Genomic DNA, 16233 nt, shown 5'->3' with positions numbered 1-16233 from the left:
AACGTCGATCACGCCGACGTCAACGCGGCCAAGAACATCCGACACGCGGGCGGGCAGCCCGTGTCAGCCTGTGGAGACCTCGGCACTGGCCAGTCTGTGAAGCAGGAACCCGGCAGCCGGGCGACCGGCCAAACCACCTGACAAAGGAATCCCGGTCCTTCAGGGCCGGGAGGATGTCAACTTTCACGGCAGATGTCTTCTGGTGCGCCCTGTCGTGCACGATCTGCGTCCGGTGGCACACGTGGCCAAGGAGCTGGGAGTGTCGCGCCAGTGCGCGCACCGATGGGTGACGCGTTTTCACTACCCTGGCCGGCCACGACGCCGGCTCACGGGGCTCCGGGTGGCCGTGGAACGCTTCGAAGGCCTCCGCGCTCGGCTCAGCCTCGCGCGATCCCCCGCTGAGCGGCTTCGGTCAGTGCGGTCGCCGTGTGCACCGCGCTGGCGATGGCGTCGTCGGGGCCGAGGCCGCACAGGTCGGTGAGGGAGAAGAGGGCTTCTGCGCTGACGACCACGGCGAGGTCCCGCTTGAGCTGGGCGAGGGCTTCCGGATCCGTCACCCCCAGTGTCTCCTCCAGGGGCAGGAGCGCGAGGTCGATCAACCCGAACCGGATACCCGGCCTGGCGGCCGCCGCCTCGGGGCGGGTGATGGTGGCCGCGATCATGGCGCGCACGGCTCCCTGCCGCAGGAGTATGCCGCGCAACAGGAACTCGCAGGCGAAGGCGACCCGTTCCACGGCATCGGTGGAGTCCGCGACCGGCGCGAGCGCCTCGACGGGGGGCGGCCAGGCGCCGGCCAGCGCCTCGCTGATCAGCGAGGGGAGGTCGGGGAAGTAACGGTAGGCGGTGGCCTCGGAGACCAGGGCCGCGCGCGCGATCGCGGGCATGGTCACCTCGCCGCCCGTGCCGATGAGTTCACGGGCGGCTTCGACGATCGCCGTGCGCGTGCGCTTCTTCTGATTGCTGCGGCCGGTGTCCGTCTGCGTGGTCGCCACCCGTACGTCCCCTTCCGTGCCCGTCCATCCGTCCTCATGTTATCACCGGCCACTCTCATCATGAGAGTCCACTTGCACGACGCGACTCAACCCTCTAACCTCCTTCGTGAGAGTCGGCTCTCACGAAGGAGATGGCGATGACCGAGGTTTCCGTGGTCGGCCCGGACGACGGTGAGACGATCCGTCTGGGACCGACACAGATCCGCATCCTCGAGGACGGCAGCACCACCGGGCACCGTCTCGGCATCGGCGAGATCACCCTCGCCCCGCACACCGCAGGACCCCCGCAGCACCGCCACGCCCAGCACGACGAGGGCTTCTACGTGCTCTCCGGCACCGTGCACTTCACCGTCGGGGAGACGACCCACGTCGCCCCGGCCGGCACCCTCGCGATGATCCCGCCCGGTGCCCCGCACACCTTCGCCAACCTCGGCGACGAGCCGGCGGTGATGCTCAACACCTTCACGCCCGACCTGTACGTGCAGTACTTCCGCGACCTGCGGGACATGATCGCCACCGGCGGGGAGCTGACCCCGCAGGCGACCGTCCAGGTGATGAGCCGGTACGCCACCGTGCCGGCGACCGACTACGCGTGACGGCCCGCACCCGTAACCCCCAGCGCCGGAAACCGACTTGGAGACGTCCATGACCAGCACCGCCCGCACAATCACCCTCACCCTCGACTCCGGAGACGTCGGCCTGAACCTCACCGTCGACGAGCGGGGCAAGGGTCACCCCTTCCTGCTCCTGCACGGCGGCGGCGGTCCGCAGACCGTCACGGGATTCGCCGCGCTCCTCGCCGAACAGCGGCCGGCGCGGGTCATCACCCCGGTCCACCCCGGCTTCAGTGGCACCGCCCGGCCCGACTGGCTCAACGACGTGCCCACCCTCGCCCAGGTCTACGTACGACTGCTGGACGAACTCGGCCTGGAGGACGTCACCGTCGTCGGCAACTCCATAGGCGGCTGGATCGCCGCCGAAATCGCCCTGCTCGGCAGTGCCCGGATCAGCGGCGTCGTCCTCGTCAACGCCGCCGGCATCCACGTCCCCGGCCACCCGGTCGCCGACCCCTTCACCCTGACGCCCGCCGAACTGTCCGCTCTCTCCTTCCACGACGTCGAGCGGTTCCGCATCGACCCCAGCACGTTCTCCGAAGAGCAGCGCGCCGCCGCGGCCGCCAACCGGGCCGCGCTGCAGGTCTATTCGGGCCCGCACGCCATGGCCGACCCCACCCTGCGCGAGCGCCTGGCCAAGGTCACGTCTCCGGTCCTCGTCGCGTGGGGCGAGAGCGACCAGGTCGTCGACACCGAGTACGGACGTGCGTACGCCGCTGCCATCCCCGGCGCCGGGTTCGAACTCCTCCCCCGCACCGGTCACATGCCCCAGATCGAGACTCCCGGGCAACTCCTGCCCGTGGTCTGGGACTTCGCCGCAGCCCACGCCACCCATCGGCCCACCGACTGAACGCGGGAGCCCTCGTGCCCAATCCCGTACGGGGCCGGCGCGCCTCCGTCCTGGCCGTCTGCTGCCTGAGCGTGCTGCTGGTCAGCCTCGACGTCACCATCCTCAACGTCGCGCTCCCCTCGATGCAGCGGTCCCTGCACTCGTCCGTCTCCGGCCTGCAGTGGACGCTCGACGCGTACACCATCGTCCTGGCCTCGCTGCTGCCCCTGGCCGGTGCCACCGCCGACCGCGTGGGACGGCGGCGCGTCTTCCAACTCGGTCTCGTGCTGTTCACCGGTGGGTCGGCCCTGTGCAGTCTGGCGCCCACGACGAGCTGGCTCGTCGCCTTCCGTACGGTGCAGGCGGTGGGCGGCAGCATGCTCACCCCCGTCGCCATGGCGATCCTCGTCAACACCTTCACCGCGCCACGGGAGCGGGCACGGGCCATCGGTGTCTGGGGCGCAGTGGTCGGCCTGAGCATGGCGGCCGGGCCGGTTCTGGGTGGCGTACTGGTGGAGTCGGCCGGATGGCGGTCGGTGTTCTGGCTGAACGTGCCGACCGGGGTGGCCGCGCTGGCCCTCACCGCGCTGTTCGTCCCGGAGTCCCGCGCGCCGACGGCCCGACGCGCCGACCCCGTGGGCCAGTTGTTGCTGATCGTCCTGCTCGGCACCCTGACGTACGCCATCATCGAGGCGCCCGGCGAGGGCTGGACCGCGCCGCCGATCGTGGCCTGCCTGATGGTGGCGGCGGGCGCGCTGGCCGCCTTCGTACCGTACGAGAACCGGCGCGCCGAACCGCTGATCGAGCCGCGGCTCTTCCGCAGCGCACCTTTCAGCGGGGCCACCGCGACAGCGGTCCTCGCCTTCGGCGCGCTCAGCGGCTTTCTGTTCACCAACACCCTCTACCTGCAACGGGTGGTGGGGCTGAGTGCCCTGGGCACCGGGCTGCACCTGCTGCCCATGGCGGTGCTGTCCCTGGTGTGCCCGCCGCTGTCCGGGCGGATCGTGGGCAGCCGCGGTCCGCGGATTCCCCTGGTGCTCGCGGGGGCCGGCATCGTCGCCAGCGGCGTACTGGGCGTCGCCGTCACCCGATCCGCCCACCCCTCGGACATCCTGCTGTACGTCACGTACGCGCTGTTCGGTCTCGGCTTCGGCTTCGTCAACGCGCCGATCACCTACACGGCCGTGTCCGGCATGCCGAGCGCCCAGGCCGGGGTCGCCGCCGCGGTCGCCGCGACCAGCCGTCAGATCGGATCCTCGCTCGGCATCGCGGTGATCGGCGCCGCGGTCGCCGCCGGCGCGCGGCCCACGGCCTGGTGGATCATCGCCGGGTGCGGGGCGGCCGTCCTGGTACTGGGCACCGTCACCTCCGGCCGCCGGGCCACCGCCGAACGCGTCGCCGCCCATGACGGGTTTTGCGTTCGTAGTACGCCTGGGCGCGCGGGTCGTGGCGCAGCCGGGTGAACACGATGCGGTGCAGGGCGGCGTTGGCCGGGCGGTCGCCGTCGTGGTTGAGCCGGCGCGTGCTCCGGCCGCCCGAGGAGTACTCGATGGGGCTGACTCCCTGTGGTCGCGGGCGGCGCCCTCGGCGAGCGCGGTGGGATTGGTTCCGCCGACGATGGCGGTGGCCGGCGAGGCGCTGGCGGCGGCCGGCGCCATCCCCACCCCCGCAGACCACATGTCCGATCACGCGGCACGGGTACCGTGCCTCCCCACCGGTGCCCCGATCCCCGGACAGCCGCAAATCCGCAGGACCCTCCCTCTGATCCTTACAGAGCCGAGGCGACGGGCAGGTCCAGGCCACGGGCCGCGACGAGGCGTGCGGTCCCGTCGGCCAGGCTGTAGCACAGGCCCACCACCGCGGCTTGCCCGGCGGCGACCCGCTCGGCCAGGAGGCGGGAGCGGTCCAGCAGCAGGTCGACGGTGTGCCCTATGTGTTCCGCGAGGATCTCTTCGGCGCTCACGCGTCCGGCGGCCCTGGCCGCCAGCACGCTGGGAGTGACGCGCTCGACGACGTCCCGGATGTAGCCGGCCGGTGCGATGCCGTCCTCCAGCGCGGCGCACGCCGCGCCGACCGCCCCGCACGAGTCATGGCCGAGGACCACGACCAGGGGGCAGTCCAGCACGTCGACGCCGTACTCGATGCTGCCGATCACTTCCGGGCCCATGACGTGGCCGGCGGTGCGCACCACGAAGAGATCGCCCAGACCGCGATCGAAGATGATCTCGGCGGCCAGGCGGGAGTCGGAGCACCCGAACAGCACCGCGAACGGGCGCTGAGACGGAGCGACCTCCGTGCGGCGGGTGGCATCCTGGTTCGGGTGCGCCGGGGCACCCGCGACGAACCGCTGGTTGCCGGTCAGCAGCAGCTCGAAGGCTTCACGTGGGGATGCGGCCTGGATCTCTGTCATGGCCGCAGGTTACGGCCGGCCCGGCAGACACGCGCGTCCGGGTCCACGGCCGACGGCCTTTTTGCAGTTCCGTGGTGTCGGGCACGCCCAGACGCCGGGCGATGTCCCCCTCGATCCGCCTCCTCAATGCGCTGCGCAGCTGTCACCGGCCGCCCACGAGCGAGCTCGGCGGGCGCGGGAGCTGGACCTTCCGTAGATTGAGGAGCGAGCGACTGGCAGGAAATGCGTGTGACACGGAAGATCGACTACACAGGGGTGTTCGCCGCCCTTCCGAGCCCGTGCCTGGTGCTCGGCACGGACCTGGTGATCGCTGACGCCAACCCGGCCTTCTGCGAGGTGACCGGACAAAGCCGGACCGAGCTGCTCGGGCAGTACCTCTTCGACGCCTTCCCGGACAACCCCGCCGACCCGGAGGCCGACGGGGTGGACACGCTGAAAGCCTCACTGCACCGCGTCCTGTCCTCCGGCCAGACCGATCACATGGCGTTGCAGAAGTACGACATCCCGGTCCCCGGCAACCCCGAGGTGTTCAAGGAGCGGTGGTGGACCGCGATCAACGTGCCCGTCCTGGGCCCGGACGGCAACGTCGCCTGGATCATCCACCGGTCCGAGGACATGACCGACGTCGTCCACGCCCACCGCACCGCGCAACAGCCCGCGGTCCGCCCCGGCCGCGAAGCGGCCATGGAAGCCGAGCTCTACGCCCGGGCTCGGCAACTGCAGCAGCTGAACGAGGAGCTGCGGCAGGCCCACGCCCGTGAACGGCGCGTCGCCGTCGCCCTGCAAGAAGCCATGCTCCACTCCCCCGACCTGGCCTGGCACCCGAACATCGCCGTGCGCTACCTGCCCGCGACGGGATCACTGAACGTGTGCGGCGACTGGTACGACGCGGTGGACCTGCCCGCGGACCGTTTCACCGTCGCCGTCGGCGACGTGGTCGGCCACGGCCTGATGGCCGCCACCGTCATGGGCAGGCTCCGCAGCGCTCTGAGCGCCGCCACCCGCACCGTCCACGGCCCCGCCCAGGCACTTGAGGTCCTGGGGCTCTACGCCCGCTCGGTCGAGGGTGCACTGGCCGCCACCGCCGTCCAGGTCCTCGTCGACTGCCACAGCCACCTGCTCATCTACAGCAGCGCCGGCCACCCCCCGCCCGTCTTGCTGCACCCGGACGGTTCCTGCGAGCTGCTCGACCAGGCCACCGACCCACCGCTGGGCGCCCGCCTCGAACACGTCCCCCGTCCTCAGGCCAACCTGACCTACGCTCCCGGCGACACCCTCATCCTCTACACCGACGGTCTGATCGAACGCCGCGGTGAGGACATCGACGCCGGCCTGACCCGACTGACGTCCGCACTCGCCACCTGCACCGAATTCGGCGCGGAACACCTCGCCGACGCCCTCCTCGCCCGCCTCGGCCTCGCCAGCGGCGCAGACGACGACATCGCCATGGTCGTCGTCCGCCTGGACCGAACAACTCGACCGTACTGATCGGGCCGATGCCGTCGCCGGTGAGCGTGCCGCCCTTTTCGGCCTCCTCCGCGCCGTAGCCGCCGATGGGAGCGAGTGCGGCGCCTGACGGGTCTCGGCAGGTGTTCCAGCTATCGGCCGGTTTGCGCGAAGCCAGAGGTTCCGGGTTGAAGGGATCGTGCCGTCCTCCAGCGTTACTCCAGTACAGGATTTGTTCCGCGTCCCGGACCATGGAACGGCGGCCCAGCCGTCCGATCTCTCGCCTCACATCGTCCAAGTGTCCGTGCATTTCCAGCGCGCGGCACCCGAGCGATTCGTCACCCCGTGGATGGCGAGCCTGATGTGCCGGCCCACGGTGACACGTTAGCTTCCGATCCATGAACCCTCCGACACGGTTCGCCCTGACCGAGCATTCACCCACCTTCTGGCGAGTGACGTTCAATAACCCCCCGGTCAATCTCGTCGACGGGACGTTCAGCAACGAACTTGATGAACTATTCACACGCGCCGAGAACGAAGGCGTGGCGGTCATCGTCTTCGACAGCGCCGACCCCGAGTTCTACCTGGCTCATTACGACCTGTCCGCGAAGGGCGAACTGGATCATGTTCTCGCCCACCCGGAGGAGGTCCACCCCTTTACGGCGCTTCTGACCAGGCTCACCAAGCTCCCCCTCGCGACTATTTCCTCCGTCAGGGGTATCGCACGGGGCGCCGGCAGCGAATTCCTGCTAGCCACCGACATGCGATTCGCCAGCCGCGAGAAAGCCGTCATCGGTCAGTTCGAGATCGGCATGAGCGCCATTGCAGGTGGCGGACCCGCAACCCGCCTGCCCGGACTCGTCGGGCGGGGCCGGACGTTCGAGATCCTCTACGGTGGCCTTGACATGGACGGCGCACGCGCCGAGCAGTACGGATACGTGAACCGATCCTTCCCGGACGCCGAACTCGACGAATTTGTCGATGAGTTGGCGTCTCGCATCGCCTCCTTCGACCTGCAGACGATCAAGGACATCAAACACTTCGTCAACCTCGCCACACTGCGACCGGACGCGGAGTTCAAAGAGCAGATGGACGCCTTCTGGGCCGCGGCGAACCGTCCGGCGCAACAGCACGTCGCAAAGCAACTTTTCGATGCGGGACTTCAGCAGCGGAGCGATGTCGAACGCGAACTCCCGCACTGGGTAACGCGGTTCCAGTACCGCCCTGGCCCCGAGAAGAAGTAGGCCATCCTCCATGGCTGTTGAAATCTCTCCCTTGGTGCGCCCTTCCCGGTTCAGGCGTCGCGCCGGGCTGCTCGGCGAATGTCTGGCGGAATTCCTCGGCATGTTCGTTCTCATCTCCTTCGGCTGCGGGGTGGCTGCCATGGCGGTCGCGGCCCTGCCGGGTTCGGGCCGTACCGCGGGAGCCACGATGAGTTTCGTGACGGTCGGCGACTGGGTCATGCCCGTGCTCGGCTGGGGCCTGGCCGTCACCTTCGGCATTTACGTTGCCGGCGGTGTCAGCGGCGCGCACTTGAATCCCGCGGTCACTCTCGCCTTCGCGGTACGGCGGCGGTTCCCCTGGCTCAAAGTCATGCCGTACGTCGCCGCGCAACTGGTCGGAGCGTTCGCCGGGGCAGCGCTGGTGTACGCGGTCTACCACGACGCGATCAATGCGCTGGACCATGCGACGAGGGGACCGAAGACGAATGGGCACACCCTGGCCACTTTTTCCATCTTCAGTACGTTCCCCGCGCCCTACTTCCACGGTGGTTTCTGGGGGCCGGTGGTGGATCAGATCGTCGGCGCGGCCTTCATGATCATGTTCGTGATGGCGGTCATCGACCTGCGCAATCCGACGGTACGGGTCTTCCTCGGGCCGCTGGTGATCGGCTTCGCAGTCGCCGCCATCGGCCTGTCGTACGGCGCGAACGCCGGCTACGCCATCAATCCCGCGCGTGACCTCGGCCCGCGCGTGTTCGCCTGGGCCATGGGCTGGGGACACCTCGCGCTGCCGGGCACGCTGCCCGGTTCCTTCAGCGGCTACTTCTGGGTTCCCCTGGTCGCACCCCTCGTCGGCGGCGTGATCGGGGTGCTGGTGTACGACCTCCTCATCGGTGACGTCCTGCACCTGCGGACCCAGGTGGCCATGCCCCCGGAGGTCGGCTGCACCCGTCCTGTGACGAGTGCGCAGAACGCGGTGACCGCCGGTTCGCAACCTCAGTAGGGTCCGACGGCGGGGATCAGATCATCGAAGCGATGGCCTCTGCGGGGCCTCACGACGGGCGGAGCACCCTCTCCGGGTCGTCGTGGGTGCTGCCCGCGAGGTCCTCGAAGTCCATGGTGGCGAGCGTCCTGCCCGGCGTCTCTCAGACATCAGAGGCGGTCGGCGTCCAGGACCGCCTGGGCGAACGCCTCCGGTGCCTCTTGCGGCACGTTGTGCCCTATGCGCTTGAGCGTGCGGTGGGCGTACGGGCCGGTGAATTTGGCGCGGTACGCGGCCCCGTCGCCCGCCGGGGTGAACGGATCCAACGCGCCGTCGACGGTGATCGTGGGCACATGGATGGCCGGGCCGGTAGCGAGCTTGGCCTCGATGCCGTCGTAGCGTGGGTCGCCCGCCGCGAGGCCCAATCGCCAGCGGTAGTTGTGGATCACGATGCTGACGTAGTCCGGATTGTTGAAGGCCGCAGCGGTGCGGTTGAAGGTGGCGTCGTCGAAGTGCCAGGTCGGGGAGACGTTGTGCCAGATCAGTTGGGCGAAGTCGTGTCGGTGCTCAGTCAGGCCCAACACACCCCGCTCCGTGGCGAAGTAGTACTGGTACCACCACGCCCACTCGGCCGCCGGGGGCAGCGGCTGCTTGTTCTTCTCCCGGTTGGTGATGAGGTATCCGGTCACCGAGACCAGGGCCTTGCACCGTTTCGGCCACAGTGCCGCGATGATGTCGGCCGTCCGCGCGCCCCAGTCGAAGCCGCCGAGCAGCGCCTTCTCGATCCGCAGCGCGTCCATCAGGGCGATGATGTCCAGCGCGACCACGGCTTGCTGGCCGTTGCGGAAGGTCCTCTTCGACAGGAACGTAGTGGTGCCGTAGCCACGCAGGTAGGGGACGATGACACGGTAGCCCTCGGCGGCCAGCAGCGGTGCGACGTCGACGTAGCTGTGGATGTCGTACGGCCACCCGTGCAGCAGGATGACCACCGGGCCGCGGCTCGGGCCGGCCTCGGCGTACCCGATGCTCAACTCGCCGGCCCTGACCTGCTTCAACGACGGGAACGAGGTGAGCCCCTTCGCTCGGCCGGCCGTCGAGGCATTCCCTCCGGGAGCAGTAGCCGCCGAGGCGGGTGAGGCGCCGAGCCGGCCTGCCAGCGACGCAGCCGCTGTCCCTGCGGCTCCTGCTCCGATCGTTTTGCCGAAGGCCCGCCTGTTGATCATGAGAACCATCCTGTGTTGACATGTCGAGGGTGCCCTCCCCCCCCCGGAGCGCGGTCATGGTCAGGTTCGTCTGTCAGCTGGGCCGGGCGCCACGACCGGTTTCCTCGCGTGTGAGTGGCGCAGACTCTCAGTCGATACAGGTCAGGGGTCGGTGCCGACCCTGGAGACGTGGTATTGGCGGATCCACCCCGTCGCGGGTGCGCTTGAGAACGAGCGCGAGGTGCGCCCGAGCCTCCCAGCCTTCCGGTCGCAGAAGGTGACGTCGGCGAAGCCATTGGCCATGTACAGGCCGATTTCGTCAGTGTGGAGCACGGTGACGTCCCTCGCACATCGGTCCTCGCACATCACGGCTGCGCCATGTGATCGACTGGTGGGTGTTGAACATGGTCGCCGGTGTGCCCAAGGGGAGCTGCCTCCGTGCGGGTCAGCACAGCTGTGGGACCGTCTCCGGGCACATGGTCGGCAACCTCACCCTGGAGCTGAGCAACCAGACCGAACCCATCCGCGAGCGCCTGCAGCAGATCTTCGACGCTCAGGTGGAGATGGTCGAGAAGGTCGTCGCCGAAGCCCCAGCACCTCCAAGCCGTGGAGAAGTGCCTGTCGCTGCCTTCCGCACACCGAAGGGACACGACGACCGTCAGCCCCTGACCAGCCCCGCCCCGGGTCATTCGGATGTTCGCTCAGCGGCGTCGTCTCCATGGAGTGCCACGGTGCCAAAGGCAGCGAATCGCGGTGGCGTCCGCCGGCGCCTGGGAGGCGGCGCCCTCGTACGCGGCCGGGGCGAAGGCGACCAGGAACTCCTTGGCGGCGCCCCACGCGCCGGTCGAGGCCGGTCCCGGGTCATTCGGGTGCTGCGCCAGGGGCGCGACCTCGTCGCTGCTCCAGACGCGCAGCGGCATGGAAGCGAGGACATCCTCCAGCCGCGCGGCGTCCAGTGCGGGAAACCCGGCCGTGCACCTGGTGGTACCGGCGGGAAGCCGAGCGGTCGCGCCTCCGCGCATGCTCTGGGGGGGACGAGTCGGGTGTGCCCCTCGTGGTTCCTGCCCACTGCGGCAGCTGTGCGCACTTCACCGAATGGCGCATCGAGGTCGAGCACGCGCTCGACGGAGCCAGCCGGCTGCCCGCACACGGCTGGGAATGCACGGGGATCGACCTGCCGTCCCGACCGCTGACCACCGTGGCGGGGTACACCTGACGGTGCCGTGAGCCAAGAGTGGCGCCGCTGTGGCGGAGCAGTATCGTGGAGGAAGCTCTTCGGCGCGCCGTCTCCGCCGACCCAGTGCGAAAACCGGCGTGCCTGTGGCGGCCGACCCGCGGTTGTCTCGGGCCCCGTTGAGCACGCGCAGCCTCTTGTCCACCCCATGGCAGGGCTTCCACAACACTGCGGCAGCACTTCAGACGATCCTCCCCAGGTGTTTCGCAGGCGCACCCACTGCGTGCCGGCGCGGGAGTCGTGGCGACGGGCGACGGGCACAACTGCCAGAAGGGCAGGAGGGCTCCTCCATGGACATGAAACTCGAAGTCGTAGTGATCCCGGTCTCCGACGTCGACCGGTCGAAGGGCTTCTACAAGTCGCTGGGTTGGCGGCTGGATGCCGACTTCGTGGCCGGTGACGGCTTCCGGGTGGTGCAGCTGACACCGCCGGGATCCCCCTGCTCGGTGATCTTCGGCAACGGGGTCAGCTCGGCCATGCCGGGATCCGCCGCGGGCCTCTATCTCGTGGTCTCGGACATCGAGGCCGCACGAGCGGCGCTGGCGCGCAACGGGGTTGAGGTAAGCGAGACCTTCCACGACTCGGGTGGAGTGTTCCACCACGCAGGCAGCAAGGACCGGGTGCCCGGTCCGGATCCCGAGCGGCGCAGTTACGCGTCGTTCGCCTCGTTCACGGACCCTGACGGTAACGGCTGGATGCTGCAGGAAATCACCGAGCGGCTTCCAGGCCGGTGATGCCGCCTTGCCCCTGGCCGGCATCTGACGGGAGAGAAACCGATTGGCCGCTCTGCGCGCGCCTCCTCAAGGGAGAGTGGACCAGGCGACTCGGCGCCGACTCGGATGACTCGAACTGGCGAGGGGTTGCTCGTTCCGGAGCCCGGCGGTCGATGAGTCGCCGCCCGCCATCGGCGTGACTCCGGCTTCTGGAGACCCTCTGATACTCCAAGCGGCTTACAGCCAAGGAAGGTTGAGGCAGCCGCCGGGCACAGCAGGGCGCCGTGGATCACGCTCTGCGCCAACCGCAACAGACTCGGACGAGGAGGCGATCATCCGATGGCGAAGCTGCTCTTCGTGATGACCGGGGCGGCGTACTGGACGCTCAAGGACGGCACCAGGCACGCGACGGGTTACTGGGCCGAAGAGTTCGCGGCCCCTTACAAGGCGCTCACCGAGGCCGGCCACCAGGTCGTGGTCGCCACCCCCAACGGCGTCGTGCCGACCGTGGACATGATGAGCCTGCGTCCCGAGATGGCAGGCAGTGCCCAGACCGCTCTCGATCTGGAGGCGATCATCCGGTCCGCGGAGGTGATGCGGCGGCCGATCCACTTGGCGGACGCCCGCCTGGAGGACTACGACGCCGTCTACTTCCCGGGCGGCCACGGCCCCATGGAAGACCTGTGTGTCGACGCGGACGCCGGACGGTTGCTGACCGCGGCCCTCGCCTCCGGCAAACCACTCGCCATCGTCTGCCATGCACCGGCCGCGATGCTGGCGACGAGGATCCATGGTGTATCGCCCTTCGCCGGCTACCGGGTCACCGCGTTCACCAACGAAGAAGAGAACGCCGTCGGGCTGGGTCCGAAGGCCCGCTGGCTGCTGGAGGACGAGCTCATCGACCTGGGCGTCGACTTCACCAAGGGTGAGATGTGGCAGCCCTACACGGTGGTCGACCGGACTCTGTTCACCGGGCAAAACCCTGCTTCTGCAGCTGTCTTGGCCGAACGACTGCTCAAAGTCCTTTGACGGTTGACGGCGGGGCGCCGAAACCTCCGCGTCCCGCCCCGGCCTGTATGTCTCGGCGGAGGAGGGGTGGGGATGTCAGTCAGCATCGTGTGAGGCGGTCTCGGTCGCCGGAAGCACCTGTTCGGCCCACACGGTCTTGCCGCCGGTGTCGGAGGTGTAGCGGACGCCCCAGTCCTCGCTGAGTTGCGCGGAGATGAACAGGCCGCGTCCCCCCTCGTCCACCGTTCGGGCGTGGCGCAGGTGTGGTGCGGAGGGGCTGCTGTCGTGGACCTCGCACGTCAGGGTGCGGTCTTTGATCAGGCGCAGTTGCACGGGTGGGGCCCCGTAACGGATCGCGTTGGTCACCAACTCGCTGACGATCAATTCGGTTGAATACGCGGTCTCGTCGTCGACTCCCCACGTGGCGAGCCGACGTCGGGTGCCCGCCCGAGCCTGGCCCACGGCTTCTGGCCGGTTGTCCAAGTCCCAGGTGGCGACCCGGTCGGCGGGGAAGCCGCCGGTGCGGACGAGGAGGAGGACCGCATCGCCGGCGGGGGCATTGTCACCCAGCCGGTTGGCAGCGTCGTGGCAGATGTCCTGCAGGGGCCGCCGGCCGCGGACCAACAGCCGGCGCAGAGAGTCCAGGTCGGCCGGCCCGTCGAACGAAAGAGCGGACACGAGCGAGGTGGTGTAGAAGGCGAGGACGCTCCCCTCCGCGAGTGACACGGTTGTCTTGGCGAACGGCGCTCCGTCTGCGCTGCCCAGCGGAGGCCCGTTGGGCAGGTCGACGATCTCCGTAGTGCCGTCGGGGTGGACGAGGACGGGCGGGGGATGATCGGCCCGGGCGATGGTGCAGGTCCCGTTGAGCGGGTCGTAGACCGCGTACACGCATGTGGCGGTCAGCGGCTGCCGGCGCAGTGGGTCGTCAGCGGGCAGCGCGGCTCGCTCACGGGCCAGGCGTGTGGCGGTGTCGTTGAGACGCGCCAGGAGCTCGTCGGGCTCCAGATCGAGGGCGACCAGCGTTTGCACGGCCGTGCGTACTTGCCCCATGGTCGCTGCGGCGTGGATGCGCTGTCCGGCGACTTCGCCGACCACCAGCGCGGTACGGGCGCCGGGCAGGGACAGGGCATCGAAGCAGCCGCCTGCTCCTTGATTGCCCGGCACGAGCAGATGGGCGGTTTGGACACCGGTTCGTGAAGCCTGACACGGAGCCAGCAGATACCGCTGAATGGTCGCGGCGGTGGTGTGCTCGCGGACGAACCGACGGGCATTGTCGAGACACACCGCCGTGTGAGCCGCCACTTCCATGGCCAGAGCGACCTCGTCCTCCTCGAAACAGTCGCCTCGCTTCGTCCGGTACAGACTCAGCAGCCCCAGCACCATGCCTCGCAAGGTCAGAGGAGCGGCAAGGAGCGTCCGGGCCCCCGACGCCTGGATAGCTCGGGCGCGTTCGGGATCGGCCACCAGCCACGACGGCTCGCCGTCCAGCGCGACGACGCGGGGCTTGAGGTCGGTCAGCGTCCGTGCGTAGGGGGACGAGTACGGCAGGCCGCGCACGTCTCCGATCGGGTGGGCTTGCACCTCTTGTTCGCCGCCGCTGTACCGGAAAGCAGCACGACGGAGCGGAACGTCCCGGCCGACAGGCCCGGGCGGCGGGTCCTGACCGCGCATGAGAACGTCCACGACTTCCACCACCGCCACGTCGGCGAAGCCCGGCACCAGCGCGGCCAAATCCTGGCAGGTGGTGACCAGATCGAGGCTCCGACCCACTCGCTCCCGCACCGCGTGGACGATACGTGAACGGGCCCGCGCCTGTTCACGTTGAGTGACATCGACCGCCAGCACGGCGACTCCCTGGACCGTCCCCTGTCGGTCCTCCAGCCGGAACGCCGAAACACGGGCCGTACACCCCACCTCGGAGGTGTTCCTGGCGTGGAAGCACACCACATGCTCCGATGACGACACGCCGCTCTCCCGTACGCCGCGCAGGATGTTCTGCACGTCCTCCGGGTCGGGGAAGTCGTACACGTCGCTGAGGCGGCGCCCAACGATCTGCTCCGGCACCGCTTGGCACATCACTTGTGCGGCTGCGTTGCATGCCGCGATCCGAAGCGTCGGATCCAGGACGTAGAGAGCGAAGGGTGCCTGCCTGAAGAGGGCTTCGAGCACTGCCGTGCCCATGCCGGACGTCTTGTGGTCGTCCGCTGCATCCTGGAACACGGCCCACGCGACAGAGCCGTCTTCGCGGAGCAGTGGCCGCATCCGCAGATCGACGGCGACCACGCGACCACTTCGGTGACACAGGGCTACCCGGTCGTCTCCCAAAGAGTGGCCGGAAGCAGCTGGGACGGGCCTGACCAGGCTTGTTGCGGGCCGCCCCACTACCTCGCCCGCGCTACGACCCAGCAGTTCCTCCGCCTGGCGGCTCCACTCCACCACGACTCCCCCACCGTCCATGACCATCAGCGGAGCATCGCGTGCCACGGCGACCACCTCCGTCAACCAGCTTGCCGGAAGGTGTGAGCTTCGGCCGTTTCTGCCCATTTCATGGAAGGGCACCCCCTCCCTCATCCCTTTGGTGGATCGAGCGCCGTGGACGGGCTCGGCCGTCACCGTCGCCCCGCTCAGTGGCCGGCGCTCTGGCCGCCGTCGACGTGGAGGATCTCGCCGGTGACGAAGGGCGCGTTCTCCAGGTAGACGACCGCGTCGACGATGTCGCTGACCTCGCCCATCCGCCCGAGCGGGTGAAGGGCGGCGAGCGTCTCAGGAGAGTCGTCCGAGTGCATCGGCGTCTTGATGACACCCAGGGCGACCGCGTTGCTGCGGACGCCTCGGGAGGCGTACTCGATGGCCAGCGCCTTGGTGGCGGACTGCAGGCCACCCTTGGTCAGCGAGGCCAGCACCGAGGGAACCGCGGAACTGGCGTGGTCGACCAGGCTGGTGGTGATCTGGACGACGTGCCCGCCACCCTGGCGGAGCATCTGCTCAACGCCGAGCTGAGTGATACGGAAGAACCCGGCCATGTTGACGGCGGTGACCGTGTCGTAGTCCTCCTGCGTGTACTCGGTGAAGGGCTTGCCGATGAAGATGCCGGCGTTGTTGACCAGGGTGTCGATGCGGCCGAAGCGCTCAAGCCCGGCGGCGACGACACGCTCGGCGGTGGCAGGGTCGGCGATGTCACCCTGAACGGTGAGGACCTCGGAGTCCGAGGAAGGGGCGATGCCACGAGAGGTGGCGACGACGGCATAGCCGAGCTTGCGGTGGGCGTCCACCAGGCCGGCACCGATGCCCTGCGACGCACCGGTGATGACGGCGACCTTGCGGCTGGGACTGCTCATGGTTGTCCTTCCGATCGGAACCGGCCACCGTGACGACGCCAACCTTCCGACTAGACAACCGGTCGACAAGTTCATGGATGAGTCCGGGCGTCCGGCCCTGCTGGCTGCACCCCACCTCCCTGGCACACGCACGCTGAAACTGCGTGAACAAGGACATATTGACCGGAAATCGCTCATGAATGCCACCGCGCAGGCGGGCACCAGCTTTGCCAATGCCCCGCAGTCACCAGGGATTGGGCGAT

16 protein-coding genes and 1 pseudogene are annotated in these 16233 nt (G+C 69.0%); 10 read left to right on the top strand and 7 right to left on the bottom strand.

The window, feature by feature from the left end; genetic code table 11:
- Positions 1-377: 377 nt before the first annotated feature.
- Positions 378-992, bottom strand: a complete 615-nt coding sequence (locus ACFYZB_RS24040; protein WP_388762077.1) for a TetR/AcrR family transcriptional regulator — start codon at positions 990-992, stop codon at positions 378-380.
- Between the two features lie 137 nt (positions 993-1129).
- Here ACFYZB_RS24040 and ACFYZB_RS24035 point away from each other — a divergent pair, with 137 nt between their 5' ends.
- Genes ACFYZB_RS24035 through ACFYZB_RS24025 form a run of 3 tightly spaced genes read left to right on the top strand, consistent with a single transcriptional unit; the run spans position 1130 to position 3898 of the window.
- Positions 1130-1588: a cupin domain-containing protein gene (locus ACFYZB_RS24035; RefSeq protein WP_388762074.1), complete on the top strand. Its 459-nt coding sequence runs from the start codon at positions 1130-1132 to the stop codon at positions 1586-1588.
- 49 nt (positions 1589-1637) lie between these two features.
- Positions 1638-2456 (top strand): alpha/beta fold hydrolase, encoded by an 819-nt coding sequence (locus ACFYZB_RS24030; RefSeq protein WP_388762072.1) that lies wholly within the window; start codon positions 1638-1640, stop codon positions 2454-2456.
- 14 nt (positions 2457-2470) lie between these two features.
- Complete coding sequence (locus ACFYZB_RS24025) at positions 2471-3898, top strand: DHA2 family efflux MFS transporter permease subunit (protein WP_388762070.1); 1428 nt, start codon at positions 2471-2473, stop codon at positions 3896-3898.
- On the opposite strand, the gene ACFYZB_RS24020 is transcribed toward ACFYZB_RS24025, so the two are convergent.
- Together ACFYZB_RS24020 and ACFYZB_RS24015 are read right to left on the bottom strand one after the other, a co-directional pair.
- Complete coding sequence (locus ACFYZB_RS24020; protein ID WP_388762092.1) at positions 3798-4112, bottom strand: transposase; 315 nt, start codon at positions 4110-4112, stop codon at positions 3798-3800. The genes ACFYZB_RS24025 and ACFYZB_RS24020 overlap by 101 nt on opposite strands.
- A gap of 91 nt (positions 4113-4203) precedes the next feature.
- Positions 4204-4845 (bottom strand): carbonic anhydrase, encoded by a 642-nt coding sequence (locus ACFYZB_RS24015; RefSeq protein WP_388762067.1) that lies wholly within the window; start codon positions 4843-4845, stop codon positions 4204-4206.
- Between the two features lie 228 nt (positions 4846-5073).
- Here ACFYZB_RS24015 and ACFYZB_RS24010 point away from each other — a divergent pair, with 228 nt between their 5' ends.
- The 3 genes from ACFYZB_RS24010 to ACFYZB_RS24000 all read left to right on the top strand — a co-directional run bounded on the left by ACFYZB_RS24010 (position 5074) and on the right by ACFYZB_RS24000 (position 8517).
- A complete protein-coding gene (locus tag ACFYZB_RS24010) occupies positions 5074-6333 on the top strand; it encodes a SpoIIE family protein phosphatase (RefSeq protein WP_388762064.1) in 1260 nt (419 codons plus the stop codon).
- A gap of 356 nt (positions 6334-6689) precedes the next feature.
- Positions 6690-7535 carry an enoyl-CoA hydratase/isomerase family protein gene (locus ACFYZB_RS24005; RefSeq protein WP_388762061.1) on the top strand — a complete coding sequence of 282 codons (846 nt, stop codon included), beginning with the start codon at positions 6690-6692 and terminating at the stop codon, positions 7533-7535.
- 10 nt (positions 7536-7545) lie between these two features.
- Positions 7546-8517 (top strand): MIP/aquaporin family protein, encoded by a 972-nt coding sequence (locus ACFYZB_RS24000; protein ID WP_388762058.1) that lies wholly within the window; start codon positions 7546-7548, stop codon positions 8515-8517.
- A 149-nt stretch (positions 8518-8666) separates the two neighbouring features.
- Here the strand turns inward: ACFYZB_RS24000 and ACFYZB_RS23995 are convergent, their stop codons facing one another.
- A complete protein-coding gene (locus ACFYZB_RS23995) occupies positions 8667-9719 on the bottom strand; it encodes an alpha/beta fold hydrolase (protein ID WP_388762055.1) in 1053 nt (350 codons plus the stop codon).
- A gap of 413 nt (positions 9720-10132) precedes the next feature.
- Here ACFYZB_RS23995 and ACFYZB_RS23990 point away from each other — a divergent pair.
- Positions 10133-10333 (top strand): annotated as a pseudogene (locus ACFYZB_RS23990) (TetR/AcrR family transcriptional regulator); the annotation flags it as partial.
- Positions 10334-10399: 66 nt separating this feature from the next.
- Here ACFYZB_RS23990 and ACFYZB_RS23985 read toward each other — a convergent pair.
- On the bottom strand, positions 10400-10720 hold the full coding sequence (locus ACFYZB_RS23985) for a muconolactone Delta-isomerase family protein (RefSeq protein ID WP_388762052.1): 321 nt from the start codon (positions 10718-10720) through the stop codon (positions 10400-10402).
- Positions 10721-10752: 32 nt separating this feature from the next.
- Between ACFYZB_RS23985 and ACFYZB_RS23980 the strand changes: the two genes are divergently transcribed.
- The 3 genes from ACFYZB_RS23980 to ACFYZB_RS23970 all read left to right on the top strand — a co-directional run bounded on the left by ACFYZB_RS23980 (position 10753) and on the right by ACFYZB_RS23970 (position 12674).
- The gene (locus ACFYZB_RS23980; RefSeq protein WP_388762049.1) at positions 10753-10914 is read left to right on the top strand and encodes a hypothetical protein; all 162 of its coding nucleotides are present in this window, start codon (positions 10753-10755) and stop codon (positions 10912-10914) included.
- Positions 10915-11222: 308 nt separating this feature from the next.
- Complete coding sequence (locus tag ACFYZB_RS23975; protein ID WP_388762046.1) at positions 11223-11666, top strand: VOC family protein; 444 nt, start codon at positions 11223-11225, stop codon at positions 11664-11666.
- A 318-nt stretch (positions 11667-11984) separates the two neighbouring features.
- Positions 11985-12674, top strand: a complete 690-nt coding sequence (locus tag ACFYZB_RS23970) for a type 1 glutamine amidotransferase domain-containing protein (protein ID WP_388762043.1) — start codon at positions 11985-11987, stop codon at positions 12672-12674.
- A gap of 75 nt (positions 12675-12749) precedes the next feature.
- Here the strand turns inward: ACFYZB_RS23970 and ACFYZB_RS23965 are convergent, their stop codons facing one another.
- Both ACFYZB_RS23965 and ACFYZB_RS23960 read right to left on the bottom strand, forming a co-directional pair.
- Positions 12750-15266, bottom strand: coding sequence for a SpoIIE family protein phosphatase (locus ACFYZB_RS23965; protein ID WP_388762040.1), 2517 nt, complete (start codon positions 15264-15266; stop codon positions 12750-12752).
- Positions 15267-15277: 11 nt separating this feature from the next.
- A complete protein-coding gene (locus tag ACFYZB_RS23960; RefSeq protein WP_388762037.1) occupies positions 15278-15991 on the bottom strand; it encodes an SDR family NAD(P)-dependent oxidoreductase in 714 nt (237 codons plus the stop codon).
- Between the last annotated feature and the right edge of the window lie 242 nt (positions 15992-16233).

The sequence above is a fragment of the Streptomyces sp. NPDC001852 genome (assembly GCF_042891825.1).
In the GTDB taxonomy this organism is placed as follows: domain Bacteria; phylum Actinomycetota; class Actinomycetes; order Streptomycetales; family Streptomycetaceae; genus Streptomyces.
Note: the sequence above shows the minus strand (reverse complement) of the source record. Positions and strands in the feature narration are given on the sequence as shown.